Annotated in this window: 17 protein-coding genes; 13 read left to right on the forward strand and 4 right to left on the reverse strand. The window is 64.7% G+C overall.

Annotation, left to right across the window (positions count from 1 at the left end; genetic code table 11):
* On the forward strand, positions 1–524 hold a 524-nt coding region (locus tag ACK6AU_RS20130; protein WP_409300947.1), incomplete at its 5' end, for a class I SAM-dependent methyltransferase.
* Between the two features lie 16 nt (positions 525–540).
* Here the strand turns inward: ACK6AU_RS20130 and ACK6AU_RS20135 are convergent.
* Complete coding sequence (locus ACK6AU_RS20135; protein ID WP_185700563.1) at positions 541–858, reverse strand: metalloregulator ArsR/SmtB family transcription factor; 318 nt, start codon at positions 856–858, stop codon at positions 541–543.
* Positions 859–1,009: 151 nt separating this feature from the next.
* Between ACK6AU_RS20135 and ACK6AU_RS20140 the strand changes: the two genes are divergently transcribed.
* Positions 1,010–1,429 carry an MAPEG family protein gene (locus tag ACK6AU_RS20140; RefSeq protein ID WP_185700564.1) on the forward strand — a complete coding sequence of 140 codons (420 nt, stop codon included), beginning with the start codon at positions 1,010–1,012 and terminating at the stop codon, positions 1,427–1,429.
* 68 nt (positions 1,430–1,497) lie between these two features.
* Here ACK6AU_RS20140 and ACK6AU_RS20145 read toward each other — a convergent pair whose 3' ends face one another.
* Positions 1,498–2,430: an MBL fold metallo-hydrolase gene (locus tag ACK6AU_RS20145; protein WP_185700565.1), complete on the reverse strand. Its 933-nt coding sequence runs from the start codon at positions 2,428–2,430 to the stop codon at positions 1,498–1,500.
* Positions 2,431–2,917: 487 nt separating this feature from the next.
* On the opposite strand from ACK6AU_RS20145, the gene ACK6AU_RS20150 reads away from it, so the two are divergent.
* Both ACK6AU_RS20150 and ACK6AU_RS20155 read left to right on the forward strand, forming a co-directional pair.
* Positions 2,918–4,057, forward strand: coding sequence for a calcium:proton antiporter (locus ACK6AU_RS20150; protein ID WP_409300950.1), 1,140 nt, complete (start codon positions 2,918–2,920; stop codon positions 4,055–4,057).
* A 118-nt stretch (positions 4,058–4,175) separates the two neighbouring features.
* Positions 4,176–5,252: a saccharopine dehydrogenase family protein gene (locus ACK6AU_RS20155; protein ID WP_409300952.1), complete on the forward strand. Its 1,077-nt coding sequence runs from the start codon at positions 4,176–4,178 to the stop codon at positions 5,250–5,252.
* Positions 5,253–5,313: 61 nt separating this feature from the next.
* On the opposite strand, the gene ACK6AU_RS20160 is transcribed toward ACK6AU_RS20155, so the two are convergent.
* A complete protein-coding gene (locus tag ACK6AU_RS20160) occupies positions 5,314–6,312 on the reverse strand; it encodes an acetoacetate decarboxylase (ADC) (RefSeq protein ID WP_185700568.1) in 999 nt (332 codons plus the stop codon).
* 239 nt (positions 6,313–6,551) lie between these two features.
* Between ACK6AU_RS20160 and ACK6AU_RS20165 the strand changes: the two genes are divergently transcribed.
* The 4 genes from ACK6AU_RS20165 (at position 6,552) to ACK6AU_RS20180 (ending at position 11,132) form a co-directional block, all read left to right on the forward strand.
* Positions 6,552–7,235: a type 1 glutamine amidotransferase domain-containing protein gene (locus ACK6AU_RS20165; RefSeq protein ID WP_409300954.1), complete on the forward strand. Its 684-nt coding sequence runs from the start codon at positions 6,552–6,554 to the stop codon at positions 7,233–7,235.
* A 177-nt stretch (positions 7,236–7,412) separates the two neighbouring features.
* Complete coding sequence (locus ACK6AU_RS20170; protein ID WP_409300956.1) at positions 7,413–8,066, forward strand: helix-turn-helix domain-containing protein; 654 nt, start codon at positions 7,413–7,415, stop codon at positions 8,064–8,066.
* 360 nt (positions 8,067–8,426) lie between these two features.
* Entirely contained in the window at positions 8,427–9,794 is a 1,368-nt protein-coding gene (locus ACK6AU_RS20175) for an amino acid permease (RefSeq protein WP_409300958.1), read from the forward strand.
* A gap of 54 nt (positions 9,795–9,848) precedes the next feature.
* Entirely contained in the window at positions 9,849–11,132 is a 1,284-nt protein-coding gene (locus ACK6AU_RS20180; RefSeq protein ID WP_409300960.1) for an FAD-dependent oxidoreductase, read from the forward strand.
* Here ACK6AU_RS20180 and ACK6AU_RS20185 read toward each other — a convergent pair.
* The gene (locus ACK6AU_RS20185) at positions 11,108–11,959 is read right to left on the reverse strand and encodes an oxaloacetate decarboxylase (protein WP_185700573.1); all 852 of its coding nucleotides are present in this window, start codon (positions 11,957–11,959) and stop codon (positions 11,108–11,110) included. The two genes, ACK6AU_RS20180 and ACK6AU_RS20185, sit on opposite strands and share 25 nt — an antisense overlap.
* A gap of 110 nt (positions 11,960–12,069) precedes the next feature.
* Between ACK6AU_RS20185 and ACK6AU_RS20190 the strand changes: the two genes are divergently transcribed.
* The 5 genes from ACK6AU_RS20190 (at position 12,070) to ACK6AU_RS20210 (ending at position 18,617) form a co-directional block, all read left to right on the forward strand.
* Positions 12,070–12,963, forward strand: a complete 894-nt coding sequence (locus tag ACK6AU_RS20190) for a LysR family transcriptional regulator (protein WP_409300962.1) — start codon at positions 12,070–12,072, stop codon at positions 12,961–12,963.
* Between the two features lie 133 nt (positions 12,964–13,096).
* Positions 13,097–13,708 (forward strand): LysE family translocator, encoded by a 612-nt coding sequence (locus ACK6AU_RS20195; RefSeq protein ID WP_409300964.1) that lies wholly within the window; start codon positions 13,097–13,099, stop codon positions 13,706–13,708.
* 118 nt (positions 13,709–13,826) lie between these two features.
* Positions 13,827–14,423, forward strand: a complete 597-nt coding sequence (locus ACK6AU_RS20200; protein WP_185700576.1) for a hypothetical protein — start codon at positions 13,827–13,829, stop codon at positions 14,421–14,423.
* Between the two features lie 410 nt (positions 14,424–14,833).
* A complete protein-coding gene (locus tag ACK6AU_RS20205) occupies positions 14,834–17,857 on the forward strand; it encodes an amino acid adenylation domain-containing protein (RefSeq protein WP_409300966.1) in 3,024 nt (1,007 codons plus the stop codon).
* A 178-nt stretch (positions 17,858–18,035) separates the two neighbouring features.
* Positions 18,036–18,617 (forward strand): ATP-dependent Clp protease proteolytic subunit, encoded by a 582-nt coding sequence (locus ACK6AU_RS20210; RefSeq protein ID WP_409300968.1) that lies wholly within the window; start codon positions 18,036–18,038, stop codon positions 18,615–18,617.
* Positions 18,618–18,767 lie beyond the last annotated feature (150 nt).

The following is an 18,767-nucleotide window of genomic DNA, read 5'->3' on the forward strand; positions in this document are numbered from 1 at the left end:
TGATCGAGGTCGACCATCCGGCCTCCCAGGCATGCAAGCGCGGTTACCTGCACGCGGCGCGCATCGGCATTCCACGCAACCTCAGCTTCTGTGCCATGGATTTCGAGCGCGTGACCCTGCGCCAGGGCCTGGAAACCGTCGGCTTCGATCCCCAAGTGCCGACCTTCCTGTCCTGGCTCGGCGTCACCCAGTACCTGGAGCGGGTGGCGATCCAGCGCACCCTGGAAGATGTGCTGGCGCTCCCGGCCGGTAGTGGCCTGGTGATGAGTTTCATCATCAAGGATCCAGGGCTCGATGGCCTGGACCAGGAGGCGGTGCAGGTGTTTTCCAGCCTGGCGGCCGCTCGCGGCGAACCCTGGATCAGCCGCTTCGACCCCGGGCAGTTGCAGCACTGGCTGCTGGAACTGGGGTTTGCCGAGGCGCTACTGGTCGCACCGGCCGAGCTGGAGCAACGTTACTTCGCCGGGCGCACGGACCGCCTGCGGGCACCGGTCTTCGAACAACTGGTGATCGCGCGGGTATAGGGCCGGCGAGTGGTCATCAGGGGCGGTAGATGCTCTTGAGGGTGGCGATGATCTTCGCCACGTCGGGATTGTCGATGCGGTAGTACAGGGTCTGGGCTTCGCGGCGGAAGGCCACCAGGCCTTCCTCGCGCATCTTCGCCAGGTGCTGGGACAGGGCAGACTGGCTCAGCGCGATGCGCTGCAGCAGGCCACCCACGGTGATTTCCCCATGCTCGATCAGCAGGCATAGCACCTGCAGGCGGTATTCATTGCTGATTGCGCGCAGCAGAGTGGCGGCTTTCTGTGCGCCTTCGGCGAGAAAACGCTCGTCGTCGCCAATGGGTTCTGGAGTCATGGGAACAGGTAATCCATTAAATTAGCAATTGCTAATTTAGATAATTCTAATATTATGGTTCGGGCTCAAGGCCACCGGAGCGTCGTGAGCCTGCCAGCACCTTGAGTGCTGTGCAAACCCCGCTATTATCCATCAATCAGGAAGGTCCAGAGTGAATACGCCCACTTGGGTCCTGCTGGCATTTGCCAGCTGGACGTTGCTCATCTTGTTCGGCACGGTCGGCGTCTATCGCTGGTCGCGCATCCTGACCGGTCGCGCCACGGTGAGCGAGTGGCAGCCGGGCAAGCCCCAGGGCAGCGACTGGTACCAGCGGGCCATGGCTGCACACCGCAATTGCGTGGAGAACCTGCCGGTGTATGGCGCCATCGTGCTGGCGATCCATGTATCGGCCGTCACCAGCGGCGCCCTGGATGGCCTGGCACTGCTGATGCTGGCTGCGCGCATGGCCCAGAGCCTGGTGCATATCTGCCTGCCACAGACCGACAAGGTTGCCAGCTGGCGTTTCGCGTTCTTCTTCACGCAGATCCTGGCCATGATCGGCATGGGCGTGCTGGTGGCCAGTCACGCTTGATCAGGTGCCGGACGCTCGGTGGGCTGCATGCCGAACCTCGAACGTAGCGCGCAGCCATCCGGACACCCTCAGCCGAGGTGGTAGCGTCCTTGTTCGTCCTGCTGCACCCGGCCGGCCTGATGCAGCTCGGCCAGGTGCTGGGCGATGGTGCGGCGCTCGGCGCTCGCCACCCAGGGCGCGGCGTGTCCCGGTGGGTACAGCAGCCCGCGTTGCACCAGTTGTTCGAGTGCTTGTGGTTGTTCGTCGAGCCAGGCCAGGAGCCGGTTCTCGCGCTCGTCGAGCTTGCTGGCGAACGCCGCCAGGGCGTTGAGGAAGCCTTCGCGGTCGGTGTAGACGCCCCGGTGGTGCGAAGTGACCCAGACCTTGGCCGGGATCTCCGGCAAGCGTTGCAAGCTGCGGCGAAAATCCCCCAGGTTGGATGTGGCGTCGCCGTAGTAGGGGCCGAAGCCGGTCAAGTCGATGTCGCCGATGAAGGCCACGCCCTCGGGCTCGACCAGGAGCACCGTATGCCCGGCGGTATGCCCGGGCATATGGAAGGCGCGGACCCTGGAGCGCCCCAGGTCCCAGCAGGCGCCGTCCTGGTAGCCCTGGGCATCCGGACGCGGGGCGTAGGAGAACTGTCCTTGCAAGTACTCGAGCATGACCCGGGCCTGTTCCGGGTCCCTGATCCCGAACGCTGCCGCCAGGCCCTCCCAGCTCCGGGCCGCGGCCAGGTCCGCCTGGTGGACGTGGACGCTGGCCCGGGGCAGGCGATGCAGGCCGGCCATGTGGTCCTCGTGGACATGGCCCAGGACCACCAGCTCGGTGGCATCGAACCAGGGGCCGATGCAGTTGGCGACGATGGGGGTATCGAAGGCCGCCAGGGTGTCCGTCCCGCGGATCGTCACCTGATTGCCGTCCGGGTACTTGCCGTGGCGGTTGCCGAAGAACACCGAGACCCGGCCAAAATCCAGGCGCTCGATTCCGGGGGATAAAGCTTCGCCACCATGGGCAGATCGCATGTGTACCTCGCCTGTGGCAAGTTCGGATAACCCCCGCCACCATAAATCGTGCGTCTGCATTCGCCGGCTTGCAGAAGCAAGATTCGCAGGTTGAATGCCGCGGGATTCGCAGGAATTGAGCCTGGAATCGACAGGCACACCGATGCTAGAGTGCGCCGCAGCGCCGTTTCCATGGCGCGTTCAACCACCTGCCCGGGGACGGCCCCGGGGCCAGGATCGACATGCGGGACGGCCCGAAGCTGCTGAGCAAGCCCCCATGGCCAGCGTCCCCGCGATACTTTCCCTGCCTGCTCCATCCCTTGTGCTGCGCACGAGCCTCTTCGTCATGCCGCGCGGTTGCTGCGCGCCTGTGCCCAGGCCCGGCGTGGCTTACCCGCCGGCGTGCCCCTGCAACGCCGGACAGGGGGCGTGCCAGCCAGTGATTCACCGCGAACCGGACATGGCCTGGGCCATGTTGCTTGTGCAATGAACCGAAGATGAGACCGACATGAGTGAACTTTCTCGAGTAGTGCCGTTGTCCACAGTCCTGCGCCTTGCCGGCTCCTGGCTGGTGGTGGGCCTGTTCTTTTTCCAGGGGAGCGAGCTGCTGGCCGCGCCCTTGCAGCCACTGACCGCCAGCTGGGTGTTCCTGCTGCTGTTCTGCACCATCCTCGCCGCTGCGTTCGGCGTGGTGCATGAGGCCGACCACCTGGCCCGGCAACTGGGCGAACCCTACGGCACGTTGATCCTGACCCTGTCCATCGTTTCGATCGAAGTGATATTGATCGCCTCCATGCTCCTGGGGCCGGGAGAGCTGCCGACCATCGGCAGGGATTCGATATTCGCGGTGATGATGATCATCATGAACCTGGTCATCGGCCTGTGCCTGGTGGCTGGAGCTGCGCGCAACGGCGAGCAGGAGTACAACGCCCAGGGCGCGGGTTGCTACCTCTCGATGATCGTGCTGCTCACCGGCATCGCCTTGCTGCTGCCGAACTTCACGTCCGGGGCCGGCGAGTTCAGCGCCACCCAGGCCATGGGCATCTCGGCCATCACGGTGTTGTTGTACGGCGCGTTCCTGTGGTTACAGGTGGGCAGCCACCGGCGATTCTTCGTCCAGCCGCCGGCCGGTCGCCTGCACCTTCCCCAGGCCCAGGCCGGCACCGATGCCGATGCGCAGCCGCCGGCCAATCCCCGGGAAATGCTCCTGCGTACCCTGGTCTTGCTCGGGCTCATCCTGCCCATCGTCCTGCTGGCCCATTACCTGGCGGTGGTCACCGACTACGGCATCGCCCAGGCCGGGGCACCGGTGGCGGTTGGCGGCGTACTGATCGCGATCATCGTCTTCACCCCCGAGTCGATCACGGCGATCAAGGCCGCCTGCAACAATGAGATGCAGCGCACCCTGAACCTGTGCCTGGGCGCCTTCGTTTCCACCGTGGGGCTGACAGTGCCGGCGGTGCTGGTGATCGGCTTGATCACCCAAAAGCAGGTGATCATGGGGCTGTCGGCCGCCGAGATGCTGCTGTTCGCCATCACCGTCGGGCTCACCCTGGTGAGCTTCGGCGGCCAGCGCACCTCGCCGCTCCAGGGGTTCATGCATTTGGCCGTGTTCGCGGTATTCGGCCTGTTGCTTTTCTATCCTTGAGCAGGACGGGGCGAGCCGGGCTTGCCCCTTGACCCTGAACCAGGCTTGAAGGTTAGCGTCGCAGCCAGATCGAGGAGGGCAGCGTGCCGCCTCGCCCAACCCTGCCAGGAGCCGCACCATGAACGAACGATCCAGCCCAGCCGAACCGATGCAATGGATGATCTACGGCGCCTATGGCTATACCGGCGAGCTGATCGCCCGCCAAGCGCACCAGCGCGGTTTGCGCCCGGTGCTGGCCGGGCGCAGTCGTGACAAGGTCGAGCCGCTGGCCCGGGAGCTGGGCCTGGAGGCGCGGGTCTTCGGGCTCGATGAAGCGCAGCTGGCGGCCCGCATCCAGGACATGGACCTGGTCCTGCATTGCGCCGGGCCATTCTCGGCCACCGCCGCGCCGATGATGCAGGCCTGCCTGGATGCCAAGGCCCACTACCTGGACATCACCGGCGAAATCGCCGTCTTCGAGCATGCCCAGGCCCTGGGGCTGCGAGCCCGGGAAGCGGGCGTGGTGATCTGCCCGGGCGTGGGATTCGACGTGATCCCCACCGACTGCATCGCCGCCGCGCTCAAGGCGGCACTGCCCGATGCCACGCACCTGGCCCTGGGCTTCGACTCGCGCTCGAGCTTCTCGCCCGGTACGGCCAAGACCTCGGTGGAGGGCATGGCCCAGGGTGGCAAGGTGCGGCGCGACGGCAAGATCGTCACGGTGCCGCTGGCCTACCAGGTGCGGCGCATCGATTTCGGCGCCGGTGAAAAGCTCGCCATGACCATTCCCTGGGGCGACGTATCCACCGCCTACTACACCACCGGCATTGCCAATATCGAGGTCTTCCTCCCTGGGTCGGCCGGGATGATCCGCGGTGCCAGGTGGGCCAACCTGGTCCGTCCGCTGCTGGGCCTGGCCTGGGTGCAGAAGCGCCTCAAGGCGCATATCGGCAAGACCGTGACCGGCCCGGACGATGCCAAGCGGGCCGACCAGGGCACCTATGTGTGGGGCGAGGCGCGTAATGCCCAGGGCCAGCGCAAGGTGGCCCGGGTGCACACCGCCAATGTCTACAGCCTGACCGTCAGTGGCGCCCTGGCAGTGGTCGAGTACCTGGCGGGCGAGCGCCCCGCGGGGGGCGCGTACACCCCGGCGAAGCTGCTGGGAGCCGGACTGGTCAGCAGCCTGCCGGGCTCGGGCCAGATACGCATCGAGTGATCGGCGGCCATCGGGACCGCCGTCTTGGCGGTCGGTCCCGGTCACGTCAGGACACCTGGGATCAGTGGCTATCGTTCAGGCTGGCCAGGGGCTGGGGGGCATAGAGCGCGCTCTGGAACTCGGGCACGTATTCGTATTTCACCAACTTGCCCAACTGCAGCGAGCGCAGGTAGTCGGAGAGGCTGCCTTGCCCGAGGATCAGGCGCGCGGCGTCGGCGCTGCTGCTGGAGGCATGGCTGGTCTGGCGCGAGGTGGCGTAGCCGTAGGCCAGTTGGCCGTTGTGGTCAAGGTTGGTGAAGCTGTTGGTCACCATGCCGACGTCGTGGGACAGGTCCGCAAGCTTGCTGCCCTTGAAGATCACGTCGACGTTGCCGGTCTGGCTGTCGATGATGTCGTAGGACAGGCTCTGGGCTTCTTCGCGGCGGCTGATGTCGGTCAGCCACTTGGGCAGGTTATAGCCCACCACGCCACGCACCCGGGCCAGTTCGGTGTTCACCGGCAGCTTGAGCACGTAGCCCCAGAAGTCCTTGGAGATGGACTGGCCGACCAGGGTCAGGGGGCCGAGGTTGGACTTGCCCGGCTTGTTGGTGATGATCGACAGGGCAATTTCGTTGTAGCTGTCGTTGTCGCAGTAGTCGTAGGTGTAGGCGGTGAAGGCCACCAACCCGCGACCAGGCCAGACTTGCAGCGGCTGGACCTGGGCCAGCACCTCGGCCGGGATCAGCTCGCGCAGGCGTGCCAGGTCAGCGGTATAGACCGCGGTGATACGGCTGTTCTTGTAGTAGAAGTTCGGCGAGTAGGACTCGAAGCCCATGTCGACCCGGGTCTTGGCCAGTTGCTTGAACCAGCTCAGGTCCATCCCCGGCGCCTCGGCCTCGATCACCGACAGCGGCGGGTTGGAGCGATAGCGGTCGTACAGGCCGCCCTTGAGCACCGGCACCGGATGGCCGGCGATATCGATCATCGTGGTTTCGGCATGGCCCGTGGCGTCCGCCAGCACGGGGCTTGCCAGGGGGGCCAGGAGGGCGCCGGCCATTGCGGTGACAGTTGCAAGTTTCACGTTCCAGTTCTCCAGAGAGTGCATCACGCTGATGAATACCCCGGGCAAGGCCGGCGTCCGTTCGCTCGGTGCCGGCCGGGGTCGGAAAGACCCTAACGTTCAACTTAACCTTAATGTCAAGCAGGCAAATGACGGTGCTCCCGCGTGACCAGGGCGGCATCCGTCCAGCTCGCCTGCCAGGCGTTTGCCAGCTTGGTGGACTAACCTTTTGCCAGTCCGGCACTGCGGAGTACCTATGGATGGCTAAGCGCATCTTGCATGTCGTCACCAACGTCGCCCATTACGCCGACCCCGGCCAACCCACCGGGTTGTGGCTGGGGGAGCTGACCCACGCCTGGCAGGTCTTCGCCGCCAGGGGGCATGAGCAACGCCTGGTCAGCCCCATGGGCGGCGCCTCGCCCCTGGAGCCCAGGGCGTTGAAGTGGCCGCTGCTCGATGGCACGGCCAAGGCCTGGCTGGAGGATCCGGCGAGCGTGCAGCGCCTGGCCCACACGGCTCATCCAGATGAGTTGCAGGGCGCGGACTTCGATGCCATCTACTTCACCGGCGGCCATGGAGTGATGTGGGATTTCCCCGACGACCCGGGCCTGCAACGCCTGACCCGGGAGATCTTCGAGCAGGGCGGCATCGTGTCTTCGGTCTGCCACGGCTACTGCGGGTTGCTCAACACGCGGCTCAGCGACGGCCGGCTGCTGGTGGAGGGTCGCCGCCTGACTGGTTACGCCTGGATCGAGGAGGTGCTGGCGGGCGTGGCAGGCAAGGTGCCGTACAACGTCGAGCAACTGATGAAGCAGCGCGGGGCGCGCTACGAGAAGGCCTGGTTGCCGTTCACCACCAAGGTGGTGGTCGATGGCCGCCTGGTGACGGGGCAGAACCCGCAATCGGCCAAGGCCACGGCCGAACAAGTGGCGGCCTTGCTCTAGCTCATGGCCCCAGGCTGGAGAAGACTGGTTAACTGCTGGTGGATTTGCGTATAAAGAAAATAACTTGCGCAATCCACCGTCCTTCCCCCATGGTCGCAGCTGTATCTGCGCTTTCCCGGCAGGTTCCGGAGCACCGGGGGATAGGTGCTAGAATGCCGGGCCTTCGAAGGAGAAGCCGTGAACAGCAAGACCTCCCGCGCCGCCGCAGCTCCCAACCTGCTGAACCCCGAGACCCTGGGCATTCGCTTGCGCACTGCGCGCAAACAGTTGGGCTGGACCCTGGCCCAGGTCGCCGCCCGGTCCAATGTCTCGATCACTACCATATCCCGGGCCGAGCGCGGCCAACTGGCCCTGGGCTACGAGAATGTCGCGGCCCTGGCCCAGGCCTTGCAACTGGACATGGGCACGCTGTTTTCCCATGCCTACGAACAACCGCCGGCCGGGCAGGGCCCGGTTATCACCCGTTCCGGGGAAGGCGTGGCCTACCGCGGGTTGTCGTTCACCTACGAGTTCCTGGCCACGGCGGCCAAGGGCAAGCCCATCAACCCGGTGCTCGGCACCATCCATGCGCGCCAGGTCAATGGCCCCGAGGATTTCGCCCGGCATGCCGGCGTGGAGTTCGTCTACGTGATCTCGGGCAAGGTCCAGGTGCACTTCGAAACCGGTGAGGTGGCCGCCCTGGACAAGGGCGATTCGTTATATTTCGACAGCCGCATCGGCCACGCCTATATCAGCGTCGGCAAGTCATTGGCCAAGGTCATCGGGGTCATCACCGCCGAGAGCGAGCAAATCCTGCTGGCTCGCCAGGGCCAGGACTTGCCCGGTCACTGAGGCCCGGCGCCAGCCCGGGAGGCTCCACCCCTTGTGAAACATCCTCTTTGCCTGCCGGTAAGCGGCGCGACGCCTGGCGATCGCGTGGCTGTTACCGGGGCATCCTGGCGGGTCGAGCAGGCCGCTAAATTTTCGTATACGCAAATTATGTTTGCAAAAAATCCTGTGCAGTTGTCTCATTGGGTTTGCGTATACGCAAATTATGCGAAGCGCACCTCCATGCAGGAAGGTCAGGAGGGGCAAGGCACTCAGGGACCGAGCGTGCAGCCAACCGCGATGACAGGAGCGATGCCTCGCCCCGGTCGCGGCTTAGAAGCTAACAACCAATAACAATCAGGCTATCAAGCAGGCATCAACCACATGGCAAACAAACTCCTGAGCTCGCGCCAGCTGTCCTTCATGGCCCTGGGCATGTCCATCGGCGTCGGTCTGTTCCTCGGCTCGGCATCGGCCATCCAGTCCGCCGGGCCCTCGGTACTCCTGGCCTACGTGCTCAGCGGCGGGGTGATCTTCCTGATCATGCGCGCCCTGGGCGAGATGACCGTGCACAACCCGGTGTCCGGTTCGTTTGCCGCCTACGCCCACCACTACCTGGGCCCCTACGCGGGATTTCTCTCCAGCTGGAACTACTGGATCCTGATGGTCGGGGTCGGCGTGGCCGAGTCCACGGCCGTGGGCATCTACATGAAAAGCTGGTTTCCCGAGGTACCGCAGTGGATCTGGGTCTGCGCCTCGATCGCGGCGATCTGTGCGCTGAACCTGCTGGCGGTGCGCGCCTTCGGTGAGGCCGAGTTCTGGTTCGCCCTGATCAAGGTGGTGACCATCCTCGCCCTGGTCGTCGGCGGCGGCATGATGATCTTCGTCGGCTGGGGTAATGCCGGGGTGCCCCTGGGCGTGTCCAACCTGTGGCAGCACGGCGGTTGGTTTCCCCATGGCGCGAGCGGGCTGCTGCTGGCCTTGCCCATCGTCGCCTATGCCTTTGCCGGCGTGGAGATGATCGGCATCGCCGCGGCCGAATCGGACAACCCGCGCAAGACCATCCCCCGGGCCATCAACTCGGTGGTATGGCGCATCCTGCTGTTCTACGTGGCGGCGATCGCGGTGATCCTGGCCATCTATCCCTGGAACCAGATCGGCACCCAGGGCAGTCCGTTCGTCACCACCTTCGAACGCCTGGGGATTCGCCAGGCGGCCGGCATCATCAACTTCGTGGTGATCACCGCCGCTCTGTCGAGCTTCAACTGCATCCTGTTCAGCGGCGCGCGGATCCTCAAGAAACTGGCCGATGAAGGCCAGGCCCCGCGACTGTTCACCAAGGTCCGGGGCAACGGCATCCCGGCTCGCGCGGTATATGCCACCGTGGCCTGCATGGCCCTGGGCGTGGTGCTCAACTACCTGGTGCCGGACCGGGCCTTCGGCTACATGATGTCACTGCTGGCGTTCAACGTGGCCTGGACCTGGGGCATGATCGCCGCCACCTACCTGGCGTTCCGGCGCCGCCAGCGTGGCCAGCCCCGGGAGTTCCCGCTGCCCTTGGCGCACATCACCCCGATCATCTGCCTGCTGTTCGTCGGCTTCGTGGTGTTCATGCTCGGCTACGACCCCAAGACCCGGGTCTCGCTGTATGCCGGGGCGTTCTGGACCTTGGGCATCTCCGCTTGCTATCTGCTCAACCAGCGTCGCGCCCGGAACCGGGTCGCCGCGCTGGTGGACGCTGGGCATCTCTAGCGCCTGGCAGTACTTGCGGCCCGGGCCGCACCTTCTCCAATACAAGGACATTGCATGCACATCATTGTCGTGGGCGCCGGTATCAGCGGCGCGGCCACAGCCCTGGCGCTGGCCGAGGCGGGCCATAGCGTCGAGATCATCGAAGCGGCTGGTCGGCCGGCTACCGGTGCCAGCTTCGCCAACGCCGGCCTGGTGTCTCCCGGACACTGCTTCAGCTGGGCCGAGCCAGGGGTCGTCGGGGTTGCGCTCAAGTCCCTGCTGGGCCTGGGCGATGGCATTGGCATCCACGGCCCGTGGAGCGGCGCCCTGGCGCGTTGGGCGGTGCTGTTCGCCGGCGAGGCCAGCGAGTCCCGCTGGCTGGCCAACTCCCGGGCGGCCCTGGCCCTGGCCAGTTACTCGCGGGACCTGTTGTTCGCCCAGGGCGGCGTGGCAGTCGAGGACTATGGCGGCCGCCAGGCCGGCATCCTTTATCTGTACGGGCCGGGGCAGGGGCCCGGTGCCCACGACGGCCAGTTGCTGCAAGCGGCGGGAGAGCCGTTCGCCGAGCTGGATGCAGCGCAGGTGCTGGAGCGCGAGCCGCTCCTGGCCCAGGCCCGGGTGGGTTTTGCCAAGGGTGTCTATTGCGCCCGGGATGGCACCGGAGATGCAGCCCGCTATGCCCAGGCGGCCATCGAGCGTGCTTGCGTGACCAAGGCCGTGGCGCGTTTCGCTGAGCAGGTGCTGGCGGTCGAGGTCGAAGCCGGGGTGGCGGTGGGGGTGCGGACCCACCAGGGCCGGCGGCGCGCCGATGCCGTGGTGGTCGCCGCCGGCCTGGCTTCGGCACCTTTGCTGGCCCCCTTGGGGCTGCGCTTGCCGATTCACCCTGTGACCGGGTACTCGCTGTCCTATCCCCTGGGCCGGATCCCGCGACCGAGCGTCGGCGCGGTGTCGATCCCGCACAAGGTAGCCTGGGCGGCCTTCGGCCAGACCCTGCGTTTCACCGGGTTCGCCGATGTCGGGCAACCCGGACCGGGCAAGATCCAGCAGCGCTTTGCCGCCCTGCAGCGTTTCGCCGAGCAGGTCTGCCCGCAGCTGCAGGGCGTTACTGCGACGCAATGGCTCGGACAGCGGCCGATGACCCCGGACAACCTGCCGTTCCTCGGCACCTGCCAAGTGCGCAACTTGCTACTCAACTGCGGCCACGGTGCCATGGGCTGGACCATGGCCTGCGGCTCGGCGCGGATCGTCAGCGACCTGGTGGCCGGGCGCCAGCCGGCAATCGACCTGGCGCCGTATCGCTGGGACCGCTATGGCCTGTTCGGGCGGCGCGGCGATCAGCGTTGGTCCAGCTCCAGGTAGCGGCTGGTGCGCACGATGCGCTCGCGCTCCTGGAAACTCACCAACTGGCTGGCCAGCGCCGAGCTGTCGCCGCTGCGCTTGATCTGCGCCAGGACTTGCTGCGTGGCATGGATGGCCGCGCGTTGCAGGTCGGAAGGGATGATCACCAGCTGATAACCCAGGGCCGCCAGTTCCTCGACCGGCATCATCGGGGTCTTGCCGCCATGGAACATGTTGATCAGCTTGGGCCCGGGGATCCGGGCAGCGATTTCGCGGATCTGCTGGAGAGTCTCCGGGGCCTCGACGAAAATCATGTCGGCACCGGCCTCGACATAACGCTGCGCCCGTTCCAGGGCGGCGTCGAAGCCTTCGACGGCGATCGCATCGGTACGGGCGATCAACACCAGGTCCGGATCGTCCAGGGCCTCGCGGGCGACGCGCAGCTTGCGGCACATCTGCTCGGTATCGATCAGCGACTTGTCGTCCAGGTGCCCGCAGCGCTTGGGAAACGCCTGGTCTTCAAGGTGCAGTGCCGCCACCCCGGCACGTTCGAAGGCACGTACCGTACGTTCGACGTTGGCACTGCCGCCGAACCCGGTGTCGGCATCGGCGATCACCGGCAAAGCGCTGCCGTCGACGATCTTCTCCACGCGTTCCAGGACCTCGCTGAAGCTCAACAGGCCGATATCCGGCAGCGCCGAGGAGCGGGCGATGGCTCCGCCGCTGGCGTAGACGGCTGAAAAGCCGGCCAGCTCCACCAGGCGCGCCGAGAGCCCGTCGTAGACGCCAGGGGCTACCAGGCTTTCGCCGCTGGCCAACAGATCGCGTAGTTTCCTTGTGTTTTTCATGGTGCCTCCCAGGGCTGGCGGGTGTCGTTGCTTGGATAGGCAAAGCTTGGTCCTGGGCATTTGTTATGTCTAATATTCTAATTATCCAAAATAAGAACGTAGAACATTCCATGGAGCTCCGACACCTGCGTTACTTCGTGGCCACCGCCGAGGCCCAGAGCCTGACCAAGGCGGCCCAGGTCCTGCACATCGCCCAACCGCCGCTGGGCCAGCAGATCCGCGCACTGGAAGAGGAAATCGGCACGCCGCTGTTTCACCGCCAGGGCCGCGGCATCGTTCTCAGCGATGCCGGCAAGACCTTCCTGGTTTGTGCCCGGGACATCCTGGCCCGGGCCGAAGAGGCCAAGGTGAGGGCACTGCGAGCCGCGCGCGGGGAGATCGGCAGCCTGACCCTGGGGTTCACCGAGTCGGCCTCGTTCAACGAGGGCATGACCGCGTTGCTGCGTCTCTACCAGCAGCGCTATTGGCAGGTGCAGATCAACCTGGTGGAGGGCAACAGCGAGACCCTGGTCGGCCGGCTGCTGGAGCGACAGATCGATGCCGCCATCGTCCGCCCGCCTTTTGCCGGGGGTGGCGACCTGGCATTCCAGGTCCTCAGTGAAGAGCCGCTGATGGTGGTGCTGCCCGATGGCCATCCCTTGCTCGCTCGCGAGCGCCTGGATCTTGCGGACCTGCGCGATGAGCGCTTCATCCTCTATTCGCGCAAATCCGGCTACGGCCTGAGCGCCGAGATAGTCAGCGCTTGCCGGGCGCGGGGCTTCAGCCCGCTGATCCACCAACAGGCCCCCCAGGTGTCGTCGGCGGTCAACCTGGTGTCGGCCGGCATGGGCATTGCCCTGGTGCCGGCCTCGATGCAGCGGATGGCCCGTCCCGGACTGAATTTTCGCCAGCTGGCCCTGGAACAGCCACGGGCGACCCTGGGCCTGGCCACCCGTGCACAAACGCCTTCCGCGGTGGTCGACGGCTTGTTGCTGTGCGCCCGGGAGGTTCTTGCCGGGGGCTGATGCAGTGCCCCTGTGGCCCGCAGGCCAAGCCCCATCGTGAATCCTGCGCCGTCACTGGAGCGGGCATTGCCCAAGCGGCTGCCTCGGTGCGAATATCCAGGCCGACATCGCAGTGACCCGGGGGATTTCGTCGATGAGCGTGACTGCCTCGATCTGGTTTTTCGCCGTACCGTTCGCCATTGCCGCGGCCATTCCCGGCCCGGCCCAGGCCGCAATGCTGGGGCAGGTGGTGGCGCGCGGGGCCCGTTCCACCTTGCCGTTCATCGGTGGCATGGTCCTGGGCAATGCGCTCTGGCTGCTGGTGGCCACCCTGGGCCTGGCGGCGCTGGCGCTGCGCTTCGAGTACTTGTTCATCGGCGTCAAGTGGCTCGGCGTGGCCTTCATCCTGTTCATCGCCTGGAAGCTGTGGTCGAAGAACCCCGCGCAGCCCGAGGAGCTGCCCAAGCGCTCGGCCGGCCGTGGGCTGCTCGCCGGAGCGCTGCTGACCCTGAGCAACCCCAAGGCGGTGGTGTTCTTCGGTGCGGTGCTGCCCCATGCCTTCGACCTGACGGCGCTGTCCTGGTCGGAAGTGGCCTTCATCACTGCACTGGGAGTCGGCATCGACCTGAGTATCCAACTGGCGTACCTGGTGACCGGGGCGCGGATCAAGCGGGCGATCCAGTCGCCCAGGGCCATGCAGCGCCTGAACCGCACCTCGGCCGGGATCATGACCGGTTGCGCAGGTTGGATGGCGATTTCCCGCTGAGGTCAAGCAGGGGCAACACAGCGCTGCGCGCTGGCGTATCGCCGGCTGATGGCAAAGTGTGTATAAAGCTTCGCCCGAAGGGCTGCACCAGGCCCGTGCCAAAGGAATAGTCCCCTCCATGCTTCGGCTCTTGCCCCCCGTCCTGCTCCTGGCCCTGGCCGGTTGCGCCACCAAGCCCCCGGCCAACCCCGACAATCTCTGCGAGATCTTTCGCGAGAAGCCCAAGTGGTACGAAGCCGCGCTGAAGATGAACCAGCGCTGGGGCGCCCCGATCCAGGTGCCCATGGCCATGATGTACCAGGAGTCGTCGTTCAAGCACGACGCCTTGCCACCTCGCTACTACTTCCTGGGCTTCATCCCCTGGGGCCGGGTCAGCACCGCCTACGGCTACGCCCAGGCCAAGGACGAAACCTGGGCCGACTACAAGAAGGACGCCGGCGGCTGGGGGGCGAGCCGCGACAACTTCGCCGATGCCCTGGACTTCATGGGCTGGTACATGCAGAAGAGCTACAACGTCAACCGCACGTCCAAGTGGGACGCCTACGGCCAGTACCTGAACTACCACGAAGGCTGGGGCGGCTATCGCAACCGCAGCTACGACGCCAAGCCCTGGCTGAAGAACGTATCGCTCAAGGTCCAGGCCCGGGCCTCGCTGTTCGGCGCCCAATACCGCAGTTGCGAACAGGAGCTGGCCCGCGGCGGCTGGTCCTGGTGAAAGCAGGGCGGGGCAAGTCCCTTTCGGGCTGAATCTTCGCTGGCTTTGCGACACAGGCGCAGTGCCGCGGATCTTCGACGGCCAAACCTGCTCCAGGCTGGTCCTCGGCGCTCTACGGCGCTTGGAGTCCTTGGCCTCCTGGCCGATACGCCATCGACGCAAACCGCCAGTCCCGCCCATCGCCTCAGGAATGGTATCCAGCGCAGCCTCATCGTCGCGCAGCTAGGCTTCCAGCTTCCCTCCAGGGCGTAGGTCCGCTGCCTGGGGGGTTCTTGAACACCAGGCAGCCCATCCGTGGGTCCATGACGGGCAGATTGGCCCGGTGTTCTTCGCGATGATCGTCAAGACCGTTGTTCTATGCGGGGCGGTTTCAGCCCAGGGCCCATCGGTCTTCATGGAGGTAGAACGCAATGGAGCATGCACCAGCCATTACCGTCGTCGAACTGTTCGAGCGCCAGGCCGAATTACAGGCACAGAAGCCGGCAGTATTCCATGGATCTGAAAACCTTACTTACCAAGCGTTGAATGAAAGGGCCAATCGTCTGGCCAGGCACCTGCTCGATCTCGGTGTCAGCCGGGGATCGCTGGTGGCGATCTGTGCCACACAATCCCTGGATCGACCGTTGTTCATGCTGGCGGTCATGAAGACCGGCGCGGCCTATGTCCCGCTCGACCCGGACTATCCCGAAGCCCGCCTGGCCTTCATCCTCCAGGACACCGATGCGCAATTTCTGATCGCCAGCCAAGAGCTGGTGGAAAAGCTCCAGGTCTATCGGGGGCGGCTGGTGGTGCCGGGCGAGCCGGTCCAGGCTCCGCTGATCGCCGATCATCCAGCGCACGACCTGCACACGGTCATCGGGCTCCAGGACTTGATCTACGTCATCTACACCTCCGGTAGCACAGGGCAACCCAAGGGTGTGGCGGTGCAGCACAGTGCGGTCCACAACTTCGCGCTGGCGTTCCCGAGGATCACCGGTATCGGCGAGAAGAACCGGGTCATACAACTGCTTTCCTATACCTTCGACGCTTCCTTCATGGACCTGTGGATCCCGCTGTTGGTGGGCGCCACGCTGTACTTGTATCCGGACAACAAGGTGCTGGGTGCGCCGATTCTCGATTTCATCCGGGATCATCACATCGACACCATCACCATGATCACGCCGACCATCCTGGCATCGCTGCCCACCGAAGAACCGATCGGCGATTTGCGCAGCATTGGCGTCGGAGGGGAGGCCTGCGCGGAAAACGTGTTCTTGTACTGGGCCGACAAGGTCAAGTTGTACAACGCCTATGGACCCACCGAGAGCACCATCGCGGTGACCTGTCATGCCTACCAGGCGGGGCAGAGCGTAAGAACCATAGGCCAGCCCCTGGCTGGGGTGGGGTTCCAGGTGTTGGATGCAATGTTGCATCCAACACCTGACGGCGAAGTCGGGGAGCTGTTCATCACTGGCGCGCAGCTGGCCAAGGAGTACCTTGGCCGACCGGAGCAGACCGGTGAAAAGTTCCTGTATATCGACTCGGATGCCGGGCCTGCCAGCCTGCGTGCCTACCGCAGCGGCGATCTGGTGCGGCGCCTTGCCGACGGCAACCTCGAGTTCATCGGTCGCAATGACACCCAGCTCAAGGTCCGTGGCTTTCGCATCGAGGCGGGAGAAATCGAAGCTGCGATCAATCTGCTCGAAGGTGTGAGGGAGTCGGCAGTGGTGGCCGTCAATGCCCAGTTCGGCCAGCCGATCCTCGCGGCTTTCGTGACTTTGCACAGTGCTGCGCAGGACAGTGGCTTGCGGTTCAAGCCGCATATCCGCCAGACCCTGCAGCAGACGCTGCCGGCCTACATGGTGCCGGATAAGATCGTGATCCTCGACCAGCTACCGCTGGCCTTCAGCGGCAAGGTGGATAGGCGGGCGCTCGAGGCGTTGCCCACCGACGAGCCATTGTCGCTGCACGCCCTGGCCGATGACGACATCGAGGGTATCCTCGCCGCTATCTGGCGCCATGTCCTACAGGTACCCGAGGTCGAGCCCACGGACGATTTCTTCGCGCTGGGCGGTCATTCACTGGGCGTGGTCCGGGTGCTCGCCGCCTTGCCTGAGAGCATGAAGAAACACCTGAAGCTGATCGATCTCTACCTGCACCCGACCCTCGCGGGCCTGGCCGCCGAGCTTCGCTCCCGGCACGGCCAGCAACCTTTGACGTTCGAGGAAAAACAGCAGCTCTCGACCCAGCAGCTGCTTGGCGACATCCAATTGGAAGCCGACCATGACTATCCGACGCAAATCGATCCCGGAGTCTTGGCCAACCCTGGCAAGGTGTTCCTCACCGGTGCCACAGGGTTCGTCGGGGCGCATTTGCTCCTTGAACTACTGCAGCAGACCTCGGCGCAGATCTACTGCCTGGTGCGCGCGCAAAGTGCCGCGCACGCCATGGAGCGGATACGCTTCACCCTCGGCAAATACAAGCTGGCCTGGCCCGAACGCGAAGCTGCCCGGATCAGGCCGGTGGTAGGGGACTTCACCCTGGAGCACCTGGGCTTGCCGGCCGCCGAGTACCAGGAGCTCGCGCAACAGCTGGAGGTCATCTACCACACTGGCGGCAACGTCAACTACATCAAGCCGTATCCCATCATGAAGGCGGTCAATGTCGACGGCCTGCAGCAGGTGATCCGCTTTGCCACCACTACCAAGCTCAAGTACCTGGTGGCTTGCTCCACTGTCGCGGTCTTCAGCTGGGGCTACCTGCTCACCGGCAAGACCTGGATGTCCGAGGACGAGGACATCCACCAGAACCTGCCGGTGGTCTGTCGTGATACCAACTACGTCAGAAGCAAGTGGGTCATGGAGAAAGTCCTCGAGCAGGCCAAGCGCAAGGGCCTGCCTGTGATCGGTATCCGGCTGGGGTTCGTGATGTGCAACGGCCAGACCGGGGCGACGGAAATGAACCAGTGGTGGGGCAGTTTCGTCCGGTGCTGCCTGTCCCTGGGCACCTACCCGATGATCATGGGACTCAAGGACCAGCTGGTCACCGTGGACTTCGTCGCCAAGGCCATCGTCCACATCGCCAAGAATCGGCAAGCAGTGGGACGCTACTTCCACATGGTGCCCGACCCGGTGAATGATCTTTCGGTCTCGGACTTCTTCGTACGGCTCAACGAGATTTTCGAGCTGGACCTCAAGCCCGCGCACTTTCGTGACTGGCTCGAACTCTGGCGCTACAACGAACACAGCCCGCTCTACAGCTTGTTGAGCCTGTTCACCGAAGAAGTGGTGCCGGGCAAGTCCCTGGTGGAGGTCTACGAGATGACCTACTACTTCGAGCGGGCCAATACCGATCGCTTCCTCGAGGGCAGCGGGATTGCCACGCCGCTGATGAACAAGGAACTGCTCTCCAGGTACCTGGATTTCATGGGGGTCTCGCTTCCCGGCCCGCAGTGATCTGGCACAAACCTTTTGGCAGATGCTTTCAATCGCCGCTGGCCCAAGCACCGGCAAGGTCCGGGAACGGCTTGCTGTCCACTGGCAGCGGCATGAGCCATGGCTAGACTCAAGCGGTTGATTTTCTCCAGGCACCCCATGTCCCTAATGACAGCAGGAACCCCTATGCGTTTATTCGATGAAGAAAAAGACCGCCAGTGCTTCCACCAGCCTCAGCGGCAAGCTGTTGGACAGCACCATCGCGGCAAGAAAGATATTCATCACCGGCGAAGTCAATCACAAGATGGCGACGGTCGCCGTCCAGCAACTGCATGCGCTGGCCCACCTCAGCGACGACCCGATCATGGTGTTCATCAGCTCCCCGGGTGGCCATGTGGAATCCGGCGACATGATTTTCGATGCCATCCGCTTCATCAAGCCCAAGGTCATCACCATCGGTTCCGGCTGGGTGGCCAGTGCGGGCTCGCTGATCTATGTCGCGGCAGACAAGGAAAACCGCTACTCGTTGCCCAACACGCGTTTCTTGCTGCATCAACCCTCAGGCGGTTTCCAGGGCCGGGCCCTGGACGTGAAGATCTACGCCAAGGAAATCCTCTGGATGAAGGACCGGCTGAACAAGATCTTCGCCAAGGCCACCGGCCAGCCGCTGGAAAGAATTGCCGCCGACACCGAAAGGGATTTCTGGCTGAGTGCAGAAGAAGCCGTCGAGTATGGCCTGGTGAACAAGATCGTCACCACCGAGGCCGAAATCATCCAGTGAACGCTGGCCGCACATTGCCTGGGACCTGAAGGCCAATACCGGCCGCAATGCAGTGGGATAGCCGGGACACTGCGCGCAGTGTCCCGCAAGATGAGGCAGCCGCCCGGCGGCCTCAGGTTCCTGTCAGACCGCAAGCCCGTGGGAGCGCAG

Origin of the sequence: Pseudomonas sp. KCJK8993, assembly GCF_046230915.1 — a bacterium.
Lineage (GTDB): Bacteria > Pseudomonadota > Gammaproteobacteria > Pseudomonadales > Pseudomonadaceae > Aquipseudomonas > Aquipseudomonas piscis.